The organism is Microvirga pakistanensis (assembly GCF_004458765.1).
GTDB classification, from domain to species: Bacteria; Pseudomonadota; Alphaproteobacteria; order Rhizobiales; family Beijerinckiaceae; genus Microvirga; species Microvirga pakistanensis.
In genome coordinates this window covers 159,902-175,589 of sequence record NZ_SPJX01000185.1, presented here as the reverse complement: position 1 = coordinate 175,589, position 15,688 = coordinate 159,902, and the positions used below count along the sequence as shown (strand labels likewise).

Annotated in this window: 14 protein-coding genes; 5 read left to right on the top strand and 9 right to left on the bottom strand. The window is 66.5% G+C overall.

All coding sequences use genetic code 11. The annotated features are described in order from the left end of the window. Positions 1–184 precede the first annotated feature (184 nt). From der to E4K09_RS10825, 3 genes are all read right to left on the bottom strand, one after another. Positions 185–1,534, bottom strand: a complete 1,350-nt coding sequence (gene der, locus E4K09_RS10835; protein WP_134496798.1) for a ribosome biogenesis GTPase Der — start codon at positions 1,532–1,534, stop codon at positions 185–187. Between the two features lie 18 nt (positions 1,535–1,552). Continuing rightward, the gene (locus E4K09_RS10830; protein WP_134496796.1) at positions 1,553–2,230 is read right to left on the bottom strand and encodes a tetratricopeptide repeat protein; all 678 of its coding nucleotides are present in this window, start codon (positions 2,228–2,230) and stop codon (positions 1,553–1,555) included. Between the two features lie 81 nt (positions 2,231–2,311). Then, entirely contained in the window at positions 2,312–2,902 is a 591-nt protein-coding gene (locus E4K09_RS10825; RefSeq protein WP_134496794.1) for an NnrU family protein, read from the bottom strand. 324 nt (positions 2,903–3,226) lie between these two features. Here E4K09_RS10825 and E4K09_RS10820 point away from each other — a divergent pair, with 324 nt between their 5' ends. Beyond that, positions 3,227–3,856: a TRAP transporter small permease subunit gene (locus E4K09_RS10820; protein ID WP_134496792.1), complete on the top strand. Its 630-nt coding sequence runs from the start codon at positions 3,227–3,229 to the stop codon at positions 3,854–3,856. A gap of 37 nt (positions 3,857–3,893) precedes the next feature. Next, positions 3,894–5,786, top strand: a complete 1,893-nt coding sequence (locus tag E4K09_RS10815; protein WP_134496790.1) for a TRAP transporter large permease — start codon at positions 3,894–3,896, stop codon at positions 5,784–5,786. Positions 5,787–6,135: 349 nt separating this feature from the next. On the opposite strand, the gene E4K09_RS10810 is transcribed toward E4K09_RS10815, so the two are convergent. The 3 genes from E4K09_RS10810 to E4K09_RS10800 all read right to left on the bottom strand — a co-directional run bounded on the left by E4K09_RS10810 (position 6,136) and on the right by E4K09_RS10800 (position 9,571). After that, positions 6,136–6,495 carry an ArsC family reductase gene (locus E4K09_RS10810; RefSeq protein WP_134496788.1) on the bottom strand — a complete coding sequence of 120 codons (360 nt, stop codon included), beginning with the start codon at positions 6,493–6,495 and terminating at the stop codon, positions 6,136–6,138. A gap of 3 nt (positions 6,496–6,498) precedes the next feature. Beyond that, positions 6,499–8,055: a glutamine-hydrolyzing GMP synthase gene (gene guaA, locus E4K09_RS10805; protein ID WP_134496786.1), complete on the bottom strand. Its 1,557-nt coding sequence runs from the start codon at positions 8,053–8,055 to the stop codon at positions 6,499–6,501. Positions 8,056–8,275: 220 nt separating this feature from the next. Next, the gene (locus E4K09_RS10800; protein WP_134496784.1) at positions 8,276–9,571 is read right to left on the bottom strand and encodes an RsmB/NOP family class I SAM-dependent RNA methyltransferase; all 1,296 of its coding nucleotides are present in this window, start codon (positions 9,569–9,571) and stop codon (positions 8,276–8,278) included. A gap of 124 nt (positions 9,572–9,695) precedes the next feature. On the opposite strand from E4K09_RS10800, the gene E4K09_RS29000 reads away from it, so the two are divergent. Next, complete coding sequence (locus E4K09_RS29000; protein ID WP_166802264.1) at positions 9,696–9,839, top strand: hypothetical protein; 144 nt, start codon at positions 9,696–9,698, stop codon at positions 9,837–9,839. 150 nt (positions 9,840–9,989) lie between these two features. Here E4K09_RS29000 and E4K09_RS10795 read toward each other — a convergent pair whose 3' ends face one another. Continuing rightward, positions 9,990–10,421, bottom strand: coding sequence for an MAPEG family protein (locus E4K09_RS10795; protein WP_134496782.1), 432 nt, complete (start codon positions 10,419–10,421; stop codon positions 9,990–9,992). Positions 10,422–10,443: 22 nt separating this feature from the next. Further along, positions 10,444–11,937 (bottom strand): IMP dehydrogenase, encoded by a 1,494-nt coding sequence (gene guaB / locus E4K09_RS10790; RefSeq protein ID WP_134496780.1) that lies wholly within the window; start codon positions 11,935–11,937, stop codon positions 10,444–10,446. Positions 11,938–12,112: 175 nt separating this feature from the next. On the opposite strand from guaB, the gene E4K09_RS10785 reads away from it, so the two are divergent. Further along, positions 12,113–13,570 carry a DHA2 family efflux MFS transporter permease subunit gene (locus tag E4K09_RS10785; protein ID WP_134496778.1) on the top strand — a complete coding sequence of 486 codons (1,458 nt, stop codon included), beginning with the start codon at positions 12,113–12,115 and terminating at the stop codon, positions 13,568–13,570. A gap of 39 nt (positions 13,571–13,609) precedes the next feature. Next, a complete protein-coding gene (locus tag E4K09_RS10780; RefSeq protein WP_134496776.1) occupies positions 13,610–14,467 on the top strand; it encodes a dienelactone hydrolase family protein in 858 nt (285 codons plus the stop codon). A gap of 256 nt (positions 14,468–14,723) precedes the next feature. On the opposite strand, the gene E4K09_RS10775 is transcribed toward E4K09_RS10780, so the two are convergent. Beyond that, positions 14,724–15,659, bottom strand: a complete 936-nt coding sequence (locus E4K09_RS10775; protein ID WP_134496774.1) for a Gfo/Idh/MocA family protein — start codon at positions 15,657–15,659, stop codon at positions 14,724–14,726. Positions 15,660–15,688 lie beyond the last annotated feature (29 nt).

The following is a 15,688-nucleotide window of genomic DNA, read 5'->3' as shown; positions in this document are numbered from 1 at the left end:
GCTCCGTGCCTGCAGCCGCTTGGCTTGATCCGCCGGCTCCCACCTCCCGCCCGTCATGGCCGGCCTTAGCGGGGCATCCACGTCTTTGCCCAGGTGCGGTTCTCAAGACGGGGATGGCCGCACTTGTTGCGGCCATGACCGGAGAAGGCCATGACGGGAGAGGCGCGGCGACGGCGGGGCGAGGCTAGCTCCGCTTGTCCTTGTCGTAGGGGTTCTGGCCCATGCGCAGCGACACGCGAATCGGGACGCCCGGGAGGTCGAAGGCCTCGCGGATGTTGTTGACCAGGTAGCGGGTGTAGCTCTTCGGCAGCGCGTCGAGCTGGTTGCCGAAGACCGCGAAATGCGGCGGGCGCGCCTTCACCTGGGTCATGTAGCGGATCTTGATCCGCCGGCCCGAGACGGCGGGCGGCGGGTTGGCGTCGACGGCCTCCTGGAGCCATTGGTTGAGCTTCGCGGTGGAGATGCGCCGGTTCCAGGTCTCGTAGACCTGGAACACCGCCTTCATGAGCGGATCGATGCCGCTGCCGGCCAGTCCTGAGAGCGGCACCACGGGCGCGCCCTTCACCTGCGGCAGCAGGCGGGCGGCCTTCTCCTTCAGGTCCTTCAGCAGGCCCTGCTGGTCGGCCACGAGGTCCCACTTGTTGAGACCGATCACGAGGGCGCGGCCCTCCTGCTCCACCAGATCGACGATGGAGAGATCCTGCTTCTCGAACGGGATCGTGGCGTCGAGCAGCACCACCACCACTTCCGCGAAGCGCACGGCCCGCAGGGCGTCGGCCACGGAGAGCTTCTCGAGCTTGTCCTCGACGCGGGCGCGCTTGCGCAGGCCCGCCGTGTCGAAGAGCTTCACGGCCTTGCCGCGCCATTCCCAGTCGAGGGAGATGGAATCGCGGGTGATGCCCGCCTCGGGCCCGGTGAGCAGCCGGTCCTCGCCGACCATGCGGTTGATGAGCGTCGACTTGCCCGCGTTGGGGCGGCCGACGATGGCCACCTGGAGGGGCTTGTTGGGGTCCTCCTCGTCCTCCCCATCCTCGTCCGGCACGGGGAAGTGGGGCATCAGGGCCTCGAAGAGATCGGCCATGCCCTCGCCGTGCTCGGCGGAGAGCGGCACCGGCTCGCCGAGACCCAGCGAGAACGCGTCGTAGGCGCCGGCCATCCCGGCCCCGCCCTCGGCCTTGTTGGCCACGAGGATCACGGGCTTGCCGGACCGGCGCACCATCTCGGCGAAGGGCCTGTCGGCGGGAAGGATACCCGCGCGGGCATCGACCACGAACAGGATCACGTCCGCGTCCTCGATGGCGGCCTCGGTCTGGGCGCGCATGCGGCCGAGAAGGGACTCCTCCGTCGCCTCCTCCAGGCCCGCGGTGTCGATGATCCGAAACTCGAGGTCGCCGAGGCGCGCCTCGCCCTCGCGCCGGTCGCGGGTCACCCCCGGACGATCGTCGACGAGCGCCAGCTTCTTGCCGACGAGGCGGTTGAAGAGAGTCGATTTGCCGACATTCGGCCGCCCGACAATGGCGACGGTGGGCGTCATGTCCCTGGTGCTCCGCCTTTACTGGGTCACTTGAACGGGGCCGCCCGCCACGAGAGCGGTGTAGACGGCAAGCCGCTGCCGCAGGGCGGGAGGCGTCTCACGGTCGGCCGCGACCTGGTCGAACCAGCGTCCGGCGTAATCCATGTCGCCTGCCTTAAGGCCGGAAAGACCCAAGAGTTCCCTGGCCGAATGCCGCCACGGATTGGCGGGCGCGGCCATGGGCTCGACGATCTGACGGATCTGGGCCGGATCGGCGGTGTCGAGACGCAGCCACGCGGCGCGCAGGCGGGCGAGATCCTTCCAGGGCTGCGCCACGCCGGCATCGTTCGCCAGGGCGTCGTAGGCGGCGGCGCCGGCTTCCGCGTTCTGCTGTCCGCGCTCGGCCGCCAGGCGGAAGCGGGCGAGCAGGCCGTAGCCGCTGGCGCCGTCCTTCGCGAGCGCCTCCAGCGCGGCCTCGGCCTCCTGCGACTTGTTCTCGCCGGAAAGCTTCAGGGCGTCCTCGAAGCGGCTTGCTGCGGCCTGCGCGCGGGTTTCCTGCACGTGCTCCCAGTAGCGCCAGCCCCCGATGCCGCCCACGACGAGAACGACGACGGCGATGATGAGGCCGCTGTAGCGCTCCCAGATCTTCGCCAGCTGGTCGCGGCGGTATTCCTCGTCGACTTCGCGAATGAACTCGTCGTTGCGGTTCGTGGCCATCGTCCTCACGCGGCCGCAAGGGCCGCCTCCTTCCATCGAAGTGGGTCGCCTAGCATACACCCCTGCCGATGGCGAGGGATTTCAGGCGCCCATCGGCAGGACCGGCACGCCGATCACGCGTGGATGGAGCCAGAGCACGAACGCCACATAGGCGATTCCTCCGATGGCGACCGCCAGCATGTCGTTGCGCCAGCCCGCGGGCGCCGCCGTGCCGCCATGCTGCGCCGCCACGTCCCGGCGCTTCACGCTGATGCGCGCCGCCACGGCCCAGGCGAGGAACGATCCGAAGAGCAGGATCGACCCGAGATCCCCGTTCGCCAGAAGATGCGCGAAGGCCCAGATCTTCACGCCCGCCAGCATGGGATGCTTGAGGCGGTGCTTGATGTGCCCCGGAAGGTAGGCGGCCGCGAAACAGACGAAGGCGACGAGGACGAGCAGGAGCGCCAGATGCCGGCTCCAGACCGGCGGATCCCAGACCGGAACGTAGCTGCTCTCCCGGTACTGCCCGTACCCGATCGCGATCAGGACGATTCCGGCAAGCGACAGGAGCGAATAGAGCCCCTTGAAGGCGCCGAGGCCCGTGCGGCCGATGAGCGCTGCGCGGGCCCCGCGCGCCATGCTGAAGGAATGGGTGCCGAGGAACAGGACAAGGCCTAAGACAAGCAGCGTCACGTTTGCTCTCCTGAAGGAATAGGAAAGTATACGCGCGGGCATCTTTCCTGACCACTTGCCGTGACCGTCCGCCCCTCACGAACGGGGCGGGGCCGGCCTCACGCGGCAAAGGACCTGTTCCCATGCGGCAAGTTTCCGATTGCCGATAAGACTCTGGGCTGCCTAAACTTTTAACATCAGGCATCTTGCAGCACGAAAATTTCCCGGGTACTGACCCAGCAAACGTCGCTATAGACTAAGGCGGCATGGTGAACCGGCGGGAAATCCGCTAGCGACACCGCCGAATCCAACCATAACCGATTATCGAAAAGGGGGAGACAGAAGGTGACGGCGCTCATCAAGCTTTCTCGTCTCATCGACGCGATCAACGAACGCGTCGGCAAAGTCGCGGCCTGGGCCATCGTGGTGGCCATCCTGGTTTCCGCCATCAATGCCATCATCCGCCGCATCTTCGGCGTCTCGTCCAATGCCTGGCTCGAACTGCAATGGTACCTGTTCGGTGCCGTTTTCATGCTCTGCGCCGCCTGGACGCTGAAGGCCAACGAGCATATCCGCATCGACATCGTGTCCAGCCGCCTGACGAAGCGCGGCCGCGACTACATCGACCTGACGGGCCACCTGCTGTTCCTCTTCCCCTTCGTGGCCCTGATGCTGTGGCTCTCGTTCCCCTATTTCGAGAAGTCCTATGCGTCAGGCGAAGTCTCCTCCAACGCGGGCGGCCTGCTGATCTGGCCCGCGAAGGGCATGATCCTGCTCGGGTTCATCTCCCTCGCCTTCCAGTGGCTGAGCGAGCTGATCAAGCGCGTGGCCATCATGCAGGGCCAGCTCGCCGACGAGCACGATCATGTCGGCGCGCATGGCGCGGCCGAGGCCGAGGCCGAGCGTCTGATCGCGGAGCTGGTGGATACCAACGCCACCACGGGCGGCGAACCTCCGGGCGACGGCATCCGCTGATCCCCGCGTCCTGATCTGAATTCCGGAGTTCTCGTCCATGGCTGCATTGATTGCCCAGAACCTCGCGCCGATCATGTTCGCGGCGCTGGTGGTTTTCCTCCTCCTCGGCTACCCGGTCGCCTTCTCGCTCGCGGCGAACGGCCTGCTGTTCTTCTTCATCGCGGTGGAGCTCGCTCCCCTCGCGCCCGAGACCATCAACCTCTCCTGGCCCCTGCTTCAGGCGCTGCCGGATCGCATCTACGGCACCATGTCGAACGAGGTGCTGCTCGCGATCCCGTTCTTCACCTTCATGGGCTACATCCTCGAGCGATCCGGAATGGCGGAAGACCTGCTCGACACCATCGGCCAGCTCTTCGGCCCGCTGCGCGGCGGCCTCGCCTATGCGGTGATCTTCGTGGGCGCATTGCTCGCCGCCACCACCGGCGTCGTGGCCGCCTCCGTGATCTCCATGGGCCTGATCTCCCTGCCGATCATGCTGCGCTACGGCTATGACCGCCGCCTCGCGTCGGGCGTGATCGCCGCTTCCGGCACCCTGGCCCAGATCATCCCGCCCTCCCTCGTCCTCATCGTCATGGCCGACCAGCTCGGCCGCTCGGTGGGCGACATGTACGAGGGCGCGTTCCTGCCCGGCCTGATCCTCGCCGGTCTCTACGCCGGCTGGGTGCTTCTGGCGTCGCTCATCGATCCGAAGGCCGCTCCCGGTCTGCCGCTGGAGGCGATCGGCTACCGCGAGCCCAACGGCTCGCGCGGCGTGTGGCAGCTCGGCATCCTCGTGGTGTTCTCGGGATTCGTGGGCTATTACGTCCTGTCGCAGACCAACACCAAGGCCGGCGCAGACTTCGTCATCCTGACGATCTGCGTGTCGACGGTCGTGGCGCTCATCTGCGCCGTCGTGAACAAGATGCTCGGCGCCAAGCGCATCGCGATCTCGGCGGTTCTCGTCGCCGTTCTTCTCGGCGCCTACGTCGTGCTGCACAGCCAGGGCAACGAAGGCCTCGCGCTCACCATGGAGATGGTGCTGGCGGGCGCGGTCTATGCGCTCGTGGTCGGCATCGTGGAGCGCTTCACGGGCCTTCGCCTCATGTCGAACATGGCGCAGCAGGTCACCTTTGTGATGGTGCCGCCGCTGCTGCTCATCTTCCTCGTGCTCGGCACCATCTTCATCGGCCTTGCCACGCCGACGGAAGGCGGCGCCATGGGCGCGCTCGGCTCTGTGATCCTGGCCGCGATCAAGCGCAAGCTCGACAACAACCCGAACCGCTTCAACTTCACCATCGTCCGGCAGGCCACGGAAGCGACGGCGAAACTGTCCGCCTTCGTGCTCTTCATCCTGATCGGTGCGCGCGTGTTCTCGCTTACCTTCTACGGCGTGAACGGCCACATCTGGGTGGAACACCTGCTGACCTCGCTGCCCGGCGGTCAGGTGGGCTTCCTGATCGTGGTCAACGTCATGGTCTTCCTCCTGGCGTTCTTCCTCGACTTCTTCGAGCTCGCCTTCATCGTAGTGCCGCTGCTCGGCCCCGCAGCCGAGAAGCTGGGAATCGACCTGATCTGGTTCGGCGTGATCCTGGGCGTGAACATGCAGACCTCGTTCATGCACCCCCCGTTCGGCTTCGCCCTGTTCTTCCTGCGCTCGGTGGCGCCCAAGCAGGCCTATACCGACCGCGTGACGGGCAAGCGCATGGAGCCGGTGACCACGGGCCAGATCTATTGGGGCGCCATTCCCTTCGTGATCATCCAGCTGATCATGGTGGCCCTCGTGGTGCTCTTCCCGAGCATGGTCATGCACTACAAGGCCGCCGGCCCGGCCGTCGATCCGGCCGCGGTGCAGAAGAAGCTCGACGAGCTTCTGGTGCCGGGCCTCGGCGCTCCCGGCGATCCGGGCGGCCTCCCTGGCCTGAACTTCGACGAGCCGCCGAAAATCCAGTAAGGCGGCCTCCATCAGACACAATAAAGGCGGGCTTTGCGGCCCGCCTTTTCTCATTGCGCTACCCCCGGGCTCGTCTCGAGGTATCCAAGTCGTTTCTCGTCACCCGTCATGCCCGGCCGTGAGCCGGATATCCACGTCTTTGACTAGGCGCTGTTCCCGAGACGGGGATGGCCGGGACAAGCCCGGCCATGACGAGGAGGTTTCAGGAGTGATCTTCATAGGTCATCGCCCCCTATCGTCATCGGCCCTGTGCCGGTGATCTCCATGCGGTGAGGCGCCTGTCCACAAGAAATGGCCGGGATAAGCCCGGCCACGATGAAGAGATCGGACCGGCGGGCGGCGTTGCGCCCTACCGAACCGCCGCCTCATACATCTCCGGCTTGAACCCGACGAGAATGCGCCCGCCGAGATCGAGCACGGGGCGCTTGATCATCGAGGGCTGGTCGAGCATGAGCGCCAGCGCCCTGCTCTCATCGAGGCCTGCTTTGTCGGCGTCGGGAAGCTTGCGAAAAGTCGTGCCGGCGCGGTTTAGGAGAGTCTCCCAGCCGACGCTCTTGGCCCAGCCCTCGAGCCGCGCGCGATCGACGCCCGCGACCTTGTAGTCATGGAACGTGTAGGCGACGCCTTTGGCATCGAGCCAGGCGCGCGCCTTCTTCATCGTGTCGCAGTTCTTGATGCCGTAGAGCGTGATCGCCTGCGTCGACGCCATCGCCTATTCCCACTCGATGGTGCCGGGCGGCTTCGAGGTGATGTCGTAGGTCACGCGGTTGATGCCCTTCACCTCGTTGATGATACGGGTGGCGACGCGGCCCAGGAACCTCATGTCGAAGGGGTAGAAATCCGCCGTCATGCCGTCGATGGAGGTCACGGCGCGCAGCGCGCAGACGTGATCGTAGGTGCGGGCGTCGCCCATCACGCCGACGGTCTTGACCGGGAGCAGCACGGCGAAGGCCTGCCAGATCTCGTCGTAGAGGCCCGCGTTGCGGATCTCCTCCAGATAGATCGCATCGGCCTTGCGCAGGATGTCGAGCTTCTCGCGGGTGATCTCGCCCGGAACCCGGATGGCGAGGCCCGGACCCGGGAACGGGTGGCGTCCCACGAAGGCGTCGGGCAGGCCAAGCTCGCGGCCGAGCACGCGCACCTCGTCCTTGAACAGCTCGCGGAGCGGCTCGACGAGCTTCATCTTCATGCGCTCGGGCAGACCGCCCACATTGTGGTGGCTCTTGATGGTGACGGAGGGGCCACCGGTGAAGGACACGCTCTCGATCACGTCGGGATAGAGCGTCCCTTGCGCCAGGAAGTCCGCGCCGCCGATCTTCTTGGCCTCCTCGTCGAACACGTCGATGAAGAGCCTGCCGATGGTCTTGCGCTTCACCTCCGGGTCCGACACGCCCTCGAGCGCGCCGATGAAGAGATCCTGCGCCTGAACATGGACGAGCGGGATGTTGTAGTGATCCCGGAAGAGGCTCACCACCTGCTCGGCCTCGGAGGCTCGCAGCAGGCCGTGATCGACGAAGACGCAGGTGAGCTGGTCGCCGATGGCCTCGTGGATCAGCACCGCCGCCACGGCCGAGTCGACGCCGCCGGAGAGGCCGCAGATCACGCGGCCCGAGCCGACCTGGGCGCGGATCCGCTCGATGGCTTCCTCGCGGAAGGCCTTCATGGTCCAGTCGCCCTTGCAGCCCGCGATGTCGCGCACGAAGTTGCGGATGAGCTGAGCGCCCTGGGGGGTGTGCACGACCTCCGGGTGGAACTGCACGCCGTAGAACTTTTGCCCCTCGTCGGCCACGACCGCGAAGGGGGCGTTCTCTGACGCCGCCAGCACCTCGAAGCCCTCGGGGAGCTTGGTGACGCGGTCGCCGTGGCTCATCCAGACCGGATATTTCTTGCCGACCTGCCACACGCCCTGGAAGAGCGGGCTCTCCGTCAGGACCTCGATCTCGGCGCGGCCGAATTCCGAATGGTGCCCGCCCTCGACCTCGCCGCCGAGCTGCGCCGCCATCGTCTGCTGGCCGTAGCAGATGCCGAAGACCGGGAGGCCCGTCTCGAACAGCTCCTTGGGCGCCCGGGGTGAGGCATCGGTCGTCACCGATTCAGGGCCTCCGGACAGGATCACGCCCTTGGGCTTCATCGTGCGGATGGCCTCGGCCGCCTTCTGGAACGGCACGACCTCGGAATAGACGCCATCCTCGCGCACGCGACGGGCGATGAGCTGGGTGACCTGGGAGCCGAAATCGACGATGAGAATCTTGTCGTGTGCTTGTGTCATAATGTATCGTGCGAGCCCTGAGCGGAAGAACGGGAGCCCCCGTGCTTTACCCTCATATTTGTCGGCCTGCCATGCCTTTTGAGTCCCCGGAAATGCGGCGCTCCGCGATTTTAACGTCTTTATGCCTCATTCCGCTCCTCGGCCCTTTCCATGCATGGGCCCAGGAGGAGCCGGATCCCGACCGGATCGAGGCCGTGGATGCGGCACGCGGGCTTTAGGCCTAGTCCCTCGCGAGCACGGCCGCATAAAACCCGTCCGTGCCCGTCTTGCGCGGCGTCATCTGAAGTCCATGGAGCGTCGGCCTGATCACCGTCTCCAGTCTCTCGAGCCCTGCGGAACCCAGGACCTCCGAGACCTTCACGGGCCTCAGGCCCGCATGCCGTTCCATGAAGGCGGCGAGAGCGTCGTCGTTCTCCTCCGGCAGGATCGAGCAGGTGATATAGACGATCCGTCCCCCCGGCTTCACGAGCGAAGCGGCGCGGTCGAGAACGGCCGCCTGCTCTTTCTGCCTCACGTCCAGGCTGCCGGGACGCAGGCGCCACTTGGCGTCCGGGTTGCGCCGCCAGGTGCCGACGCCTGTGCAGGGCGCATCCACCAGCACGCAGTCGATCTTGCCATTGAGGTCGGTGACCGCATCCGCCTTGGCCCTCGGGGTCCGAACCTGGACGTTGCGCACGCCCGCGCGGGTCAGACGGTCATGGATGGGAGCCAGGCGGCGGGCGTCGCCGTCCGTGGCGTAGATCTGGCCGTGGTTCTCCATCATGGCCGCCAACGCCAGCGTCTTGCCGCCCCCGCCCGCGCAGAGATCGACCACCTGCTCGCCGGGCTTCGCGGCCGACAGCAGGGCCGCGAGCTGCGAGCCCTCGTCCTGGATCTCGATCCAGCCCTTGAGGAACTCGGGCTCCGACTGCACGGCGGGCCCGCGCCCATCCTCCGACGGCGCGATCCGCAGGCCCAGCGGCGACAGGGGCGTCTCGATAGCGCCGAGATGCGGCAGGGCGTCATGCGCCTCCTCCCGGGAGGACACCTTGAGCGTGTTCACGCGCAGGTCCAGCGGCGCGCGGGCGGTGAGCGCCTGCATTTCCGGCACCACTTCGTCGCCGAACAGGCGGCGGAGCGAGGGCTCGATCCAGTCGGGGAAATCCCCCGCCACCGGGGCGGGAGCCCCGTCGAGGCTCGCCGTCGCCAGCCGGTCCCGTTCCGCGGCCGACAAAGGCTCGGGGGCGAAGCGTTCGCCCGAACAAAGGGCGGCGATGGCGTCGGGATCCATGCCGCGCTGGAGGCGCAGCATGCCGAGCGCCAGGGCCCGCGGCGCGCCCTCCCCCATGATCCAGGCGGCGGAGGCTTTGCGGCGCAGGGCGTCGTAGACGAGGCTCGCGATCGCGGCGCGGTCCTTCGACCCGGCGAACCGATGCGAGAGCCCCCAATCCTTGAGGGCGTCCGCGGCCGGACGGCGGCGGGCTTCGAGATCGCCGAGAACCTCGATGGCGGCGGACAGGCGGGCTGCAGGTGTCATCGAATAACCACACTCAAGCTTGGCCGCAATAGCGACACATTGTTTCCTATTTTCCGACGCGTTCGGACGTGGATTCAAGAACCGCGTGCATTCCGCACGATTCTCTTTTGGAGCTTCAAGAACAATGTCGATTCTCTCCCGCCTCGTCGCCCTCGGCCTCGCCCTGGCGATCGCCGCCTGCGCCACCGCGCCGGCCGCCGACCTGACCCCGCCCCCGCGCAAGATGACCGACGCCAAGACCCAGCTCGAAAGCGGCAAGAGGTACTGACAGCACTCGCGGCCTCGTCCTGAGGAGCCGCTGCGAGCGGCGTCCCGAAGGATGATCCAGTCCCTTCCGGAGAAGCCCTCCTCCTTCGAGACGGATCTTTGGTCCTCCTCAGGATGAGGGCTTCTCGAAGGCGTTTTAGAGCTTCCCCGCCTATACCCCGGCCTCCGCGAAGAGGACGCGCAGGGCGAAGACGATCCACATGATCATGAGGATTATCACGCCGACCACGAACGCCTGGAAACGCCGGATCATCTTGTTGGACGTCGTATGGATGAAGGCATGGACCAGGCGGCTTACCACGAACATCCACGCCATCACCACGAAAAGCATGTCGGCCTTGCGGGTGATCAGCGCCAGGGCCGTCAGCACATAGAACAGCACCGGCAGCTCGAACTGGCTGTGATACGAGTTCTGGATCTGCAGGATCCGCTTGGGCCAGTTGCGCTCGCCCAGGGCCACATCGGCCATCCTCACATCTCCCGCGCGCAGGGCCAGGACGCGCGAGCGCCCCAGCCAGAAAAGCAGCAGGAAGGTCAGCCCGACTTGCACGTAAGCGGGCAGGAGAACGGCGGAGATGCTCATGGGCCTGGAACGCGTGTGAACTTCAGCTGCGGGTCGGGTAGTTGGGGCTCTCCCGGGTGATCGTCACGTCATGGACGTGGCTTTCGCGCAGGCCCGCGCTGGTGATGCGGATGAACTGCGCCTTCTCGCGGAACTCCGGCAGGGTCGCGGCGCCCACATAGCCCATGGAGGCGCGCAGGCCCCCGGTGAGCTGGTGGAGAACGCCCGAGACCGGGCCCTTGTAGGCCACCTGGCCCTCGATGCCCTCCGGCACGAGCTTGAGGGTGTCGCGCACCTCCGCCTGGAAGTAACGGTCCGCCGAGCCCCGCGCCATCGCCCCCACGGACCCCATGCCGCGATAGGCTTTGTAGGAGCGGCCCTGGTAGAGGAACACCTCGCCGGGGGTCTCGTCGGTGCCCGCGAGCAGCGAGCCCACCATGGCGCAGGAGGCGCCGGCGGCCAGCGCCTTGGCGAGGTCGCCCGAGAACTTGATGCCGCCATCGGCGATCACCGGCACGTCCGCCGCGTGAGCGGCCTCGACGGCCTCCATGATGGCCGTGAGCTGGGGCACGCCGACGCCCGCCACGATGCGGGTGGTGCAGATGGAGCCCGGCCCGATGCCGACCTTGATCGCATCCGCGCCCGCGTCGATGAGCGCCTGGGCGCCCTCGCGGGTCGCCACGTTGCCGGCCACGACCTGGACGGCGTTCGAGAGCTTCTTCACCCGGGTGACGCTCTCCAGAACCTTCACGGAATGGCCGTGAGCGGTGTCGACCACCACCACGTCGCAGCCCGCGTCGATGAGGCGCTCGGCGCGTTCGAAGCCCTGCTCGCCGGTCGTCGTGGCGGCGGCGACGAGAAGGCGCCCCTGAGCGTCCTTGGCGGCGCTCGGGTAAGCCACCTGCTTCTCGATGTCCTTCACGGTGATGAGGCCGATGCAGCGGTAATGGTCGTCCACGACCAGGAGCTTCTCGATGCGGAACTGGTGCAGGAGGCGGCGCGCCTCGTCCTGGCTCACGCCTTCACGCACGGTGATGAGCCGGTCCTTGGTCATGAGCTCGGAGACCGGCTGGCCGGGATTGTTGGCGAAGCGCACGTCGCGGTTGGTGAGGATGCCGACGAGCTTGCCCTTGGTGCCGTTGGGGCCACGCTCCACCACGGGAATGCCTGAAATGCCGTGGTGCTTCATCATGGCGAGCGCATCGGCGAGCGTCTCGTCCGGGTGGATCGTGATGGGGTTCATCACCATGCCGGATTCGTAGCGCTTCACGAGGCGCACCTGCTCGGCTTGGGCCTCGGGCTCGAGATTCCGGTGGATCACGCCGAGCCCGCCGTTCTGGGCCATGGCGATGGCCATGCGGGCTTCCGTCACCGTGTCCATGGCGGAGGCGATGATCGGCATGTTGAGATGGATGCTGCGGGTCAGCCGGGTCGCGACGTTCACGTCGCCGGGAAGCACCTCGGAGCGGCCGGGCCGAAGCAGCACGTCGTCGAAGGTCAGTCCTTCGATGATCCTATCCGTGACGATTGAGGCCATGGTCAACTCCTTGAATGGTGCGCGGCAGGTGAAGCGATAACGCTTTGGCGAGTTGACGCGGGTCCGTAGCACGGTGTTTCGCATTCGCAAAGGGGCGAGTGCCGCATCCACCGAAGATCAGACGTGCGTGAGCCGGCTTTGCAACCTCCCCTGAGGACGCTAAGTCCCATCGGTCATGCGCCAGGTCCGCCTTCTCCCGTTCATCATCGCCACCGCCCTGTTCATGGAAAACATGGACTCGACGGTCATTTCCACGTCGCTGCCGATGATCGCGCTGGATCTGGGCACGGATCCCATCGCGCTCAAGCTGGCGCTGACCTCCTATCTGGTGAGCCTGGCGATCTTCATCCCGATCTCGGGCTGGATGGCCGACAAGTACGGGGCCCGGACCATCTTCACCGCCGCCATTGGCGTGTTCATGGCGGGCTCCCTCGCCAGCGCGGGCGCGAATTCCCTGGAGGGTTTCGTCATCGCCCGCTTCGTGCAGGGCATGGGCGGCGCCATGATGGTGCCGGTCGGGCGCCTCGTCATCCTGCGCAGCGTGCCCCGCAACGAGGTGGTGCAGGCCATGGCCATGCTGACCATTCCCGCCCTCGTGGGCCCGGTGGTCGGCCCGCCGCTGGGCGGCTTCATCACCACCTATTTCCACTGGCGCTGGATCTTCTTCATCAACATCCCGATCGGCATTCTCGGCATCGTCCTCGCCACGAAGTACGTTCCCAACGTCCGCGAGGAGGACACCCCGCCCCTCGATCTCGCGGGCTTCCTGCTCTCGGGCATCGGCCTCGCCCTCCTGATGCTGGGGCTCGCCTCCGGCGGGCGCCATCTGATCCCGGAATCGGTTTCGCTGGGCTGCGTGATCGTCGGCGCGATCAGCGTGGCGGCCTATGTCTGGCACGCCAAACGCACGCCGCATCCGGTGCTCAAGCTCGACCTTCTCAAGATGCCGACCTTTCGCATCAGCGTGGTCGGCGGCTCCCTGTTCCGGGTCGGCATCGGGGCGATCCCGTTCCTGCTGCCGCTCATGCTCCAGATCGGCTTCGGCCTGAGTCCGCTCGCCTCGGGATCGCTCACCTTCATCGCGGCGGTGGGGGCCCTGTTCATGAAGACCATGGCAAAGCGCATCCTGGAGCGGTTCGGCTTCCGCAGGGTTCTGGTGATCAACGCCTTCATCGGCGCCGCCTTCGTGGCCTTCAACGGGCTCTTCACCTCCTCCACGCCCCACTGGCTGATCATGATCATCCTCCTGATCGGCGGCTGCTTCCGATCGCTCCAGTTCACGAGCCTCAACGCCATCGCGTTCGCGGAGGTGTCGAAGCGCGACATGAGCTACGCGACGAGTCTGTCGAGCGCCGCCCAGCAGGTGGCGCTCAGCATGGGGGTCGCCTTCGGGGCCTTCGTGGTCGAGGCGGTCGCCCACATGCACGGCAGAACCGCCATCGCGGCAGAGGATTTCGGCCCCGCCTTCTGGGCCGTCGCAGTGGTGTCGGCTCTCGCCGGACTGGTCTTCGCGCGCCTCGAACCGACGGCGGGCGCGGAGATGTCCGGCCACCGGGCCATGGAGCGCAAGCCCCCGGCGACCGGCCTCGGCGACGGAACTACAAATCTCGGTGAGGAGGTGGAACGCCGTTAGGGTTGCGTTACCATCCCGGTGGGAGACCAGGAGGCCTTCATGGATCAACGCATCATCGACCTCTACGACGACTTCACCCATGGCGGCATGAGCCGCCGCTCCTTCCTCGACAAGCTCGCGGCGCTGGCCGGCAGCACGGCGGCGGCCTCGGCCCTCCTGCCGATTCTGCAGAACAATTACGCCATGGCCCAGATTGTGCAGGAGAACGACCCGCGCATCACGGCGGAAACCGTCGACATTCCCGGCGCGCAGGGCCTGAAAGGCTATCTGGTGAAGCCGAAGGATGCGGCCGGCAAGCTGCCGACGGTCATCGTCATCCATGAGAACCGGGGCCTCAATCCGCATATCAAGGACGTGACCCGCCGCATGGCGACGGAGGGCTTCGTCGCGCTGGGCCTCGACTATCTCTCGCCCATGGGCGGCACGCCCGCCGACGAGGACAGGGGCCGGGAGATGATCGGCCAGCTGAGGCAGGCCGACGTGATCGCCTACGGCAAGGCGGCGGTGGCCTATCTGAAGGGACGCCCCGACGGCAACGGCAAGGTCGGGGCCATCGGCTTCTGCTGGGGCGGCGGCGCGGTCAACAACCTCGCCGTGAACGAGCCGGACCTCGGCGCGGGGGTGGCCTATTACGGCGGCCAGCCGAAGGCCGAGGACGTGCCGAAGATCCAGGCCGCCCTCATGCTGCATTACGGCGGCCTCGACGAGCGCATCAACGCGGGGATCGCGGCCTACGAGGCGGCCCTGAAACAGGCGGGCAAGACCTACGAGATCCATGTCTACGAGGGCGCGAACCACGCCTTCAACAACGACACCAACGCCGCCCGCTACGACAAGGACGCCGCCGCCCTGGCCTGGAGCCGCACGGTGGGGTTCCTGAAGAAGAATTTGAGTTGACAAAAACCATCGTCCCGAGGCCGCGCCGCGGAACCCGGGGTCGTTTGCAGAACAAAGCGCCTGAAGCTCCACCGTCATTCCCGCGAAGGCGGGAATCCATATTCGCTCACAAGGCAGGATAGGCTGCACGATAGCCGAGGAGCTTTTCGTATTCTGTTATGGTTATGGATCCCCGCCTGCGCGGGGATGACACAGAGCTTTATCCTGAATGCGATCCCGGATAGGCCCGCCGTCCGGCATGACACGAGTTTATGGCTCAATCCTCGAACGCATCCACCTGGACCCGCTTGCCGATCATGAAGGCATCCGCCACGAGGCGGAACGGAGCGTCGTCGACCTCCGAGCGCCCGATGGTGAGGAGGGCATCGAAGCGGCGGTAGATGCCCTGGTACTCGGCGGGCTCCTCCTGGACCACGAGGCGCCCGTCGATTTCGAGGCAGCTGCCGCCGTGCCTGAGCTTGAGGGCGAAGCCCGCTTCCGTCTCCACCTCGATGTCCCAGGTCTGCGGACCGGTCTGGCGCCAGTCGAACACCGCCTGGAGATTGCCGTCCGTGTGGCCGGTCTGGAACTGCAGGGCGGCGGCGATCGGGGCGTCCCGGTTGGCCGGGAATTCCAGGTCGGCCGTCTTGATGAAGACCGGCTCCGGCATGATGCGGGTGACGATGGAGAGCGCATTGATCCCGGGGTCGAACACGCCGAAGCCCCCGGCCTGCCAGATCCATTGCTGGCCCGGATGCCAGTGCCGCACGTCCTCCTTCCAGGTCACCTGGAGGCGCTTGATCGACCAGCCGGCGAGCGCCTTCTTGGCCTCGTCGACGGCCTTGTTGTACTGGGCATGCCAGGTGGTGAAGACAGTCTTGCCCAGCTTCTCGCCCAGAAGCCGCAGGTCCTCCAGCTCGCTCAAGGTGGCGGCGGGAGGCTTCTCCAGCAGCACGCTCTTTCCGGCGAGCAGCGCCTCGCGGGCGATGGCGTGGCGCACCTGCGGCGGCGTGCAAATGGCCACCGCCTCGACATCCTTGAGCTTCAGCAGGTCCCGGTAGTCCTGAAAGGTGTATTGCGCGTCCTCGTGCGTCAGTCCGCGCGTGCTCGAAACCGCCAGGAGCTGGAAGTTCGGGTTGGCCTTGATCACCGGCAGGTGCTGGTCCTGCGCGATCTTGCCGAGGCCGATGATGCCGATCCTATGAGGTGTCATGTGCGTGGTCCTTCCTTCCGTGGCGACCA

What these genes read in the sequence shown, in the direction of transcription:
- E4K09_RS10810 (WP_134496788.1), bottom strand. Translation starts at nt 6,495, where the DNA reads ATGGCGTCGACGCAGGCGATCACGCTCTACGGCATCAAGAACTGCGAC.
- E4K09_RS10830 (WP_134496796.1), bottom strand. Translation starts at nt 2,230, where the DNA reads ATGGCCACGAACCGCAACGACGAGTTCATTCGCGAAGTCGACGAGGAA.
- guaB (WP_134496780.1), bottom strand. Translation starts at nt 11,937, where the DNA reads ATGGCCTCAATCGTCACGGATAGGATCATCGAAGGACTGACCTTCGAC.
- E4K09_RS10815 (WP_134496790.1), top strand. Translation starts at nt 3,894, where the DNA reads ATGGCTGCATTGATTGCCCAGAACCTCGCGCCGATCATGTTCGCGGCG.
- guaA (WP_134496786.1), bottom strand. Translation starts at nt 8,055, where the DNA reads ATGACACAAGCACACGACAAGATTCTCATCGTCGATTTCGGCTCCCAG.
- der (WP_134496798.1), bottom strand. Translation starts at nt 1,534, where the DNA reads ATGACGCCCACCGTCGCCATTGTCGGGCGGCCGAATGTCGGCAAATCG.
- E4K09_RS10800 (WP_134496784.1), bottom strand. Translation starts at nt 9,571, where the DNA reads ATGACACCTGCAGCCCGCCTGTCCGCCGCCATCGAGGTTCTCGGCGAT.
- E4K09_RS10780 (WP_134496776.1), top strand. Translation starts at nt 13,610, where the DNA reads ATGGATCAACGCATCATCGACCTCTACGACGACTTCACCCATGGCGGC.
- E4K09_RS10785 (WP_134496778.1), top strand. Translation starts at nt 12,113, where the DNA reads ATGCGCCAGGTCCGCCTTCTCCCGTTCATCATCGCCACCGCCCTGTTC.
- E4K09_RS10775 (WP_134496774.1), bottom strand. Translation starts at nt 15,659, where the DNA reads ATGACACCTCATAGGATCGGCATCATCGGCCTCGGCAAGATCGCGCAG.
- E4K09_RS29000 (WP_166802264.1), top strand. Translation starts at nt 9,696, where the DNA reads ATGTCGATTCTCTCCCGCCTCGTCGCCCTCGGCCTCGCCCTGGCGATC.
- E4K09_RS10795 (WP_134496782.1), bottom strand. Translation starts at nt 10,421, where the DNA reads ATGAGCATCTCCGCCGTTCTCCTGCCCGCTTACGTGCAAGTCGGGCTG.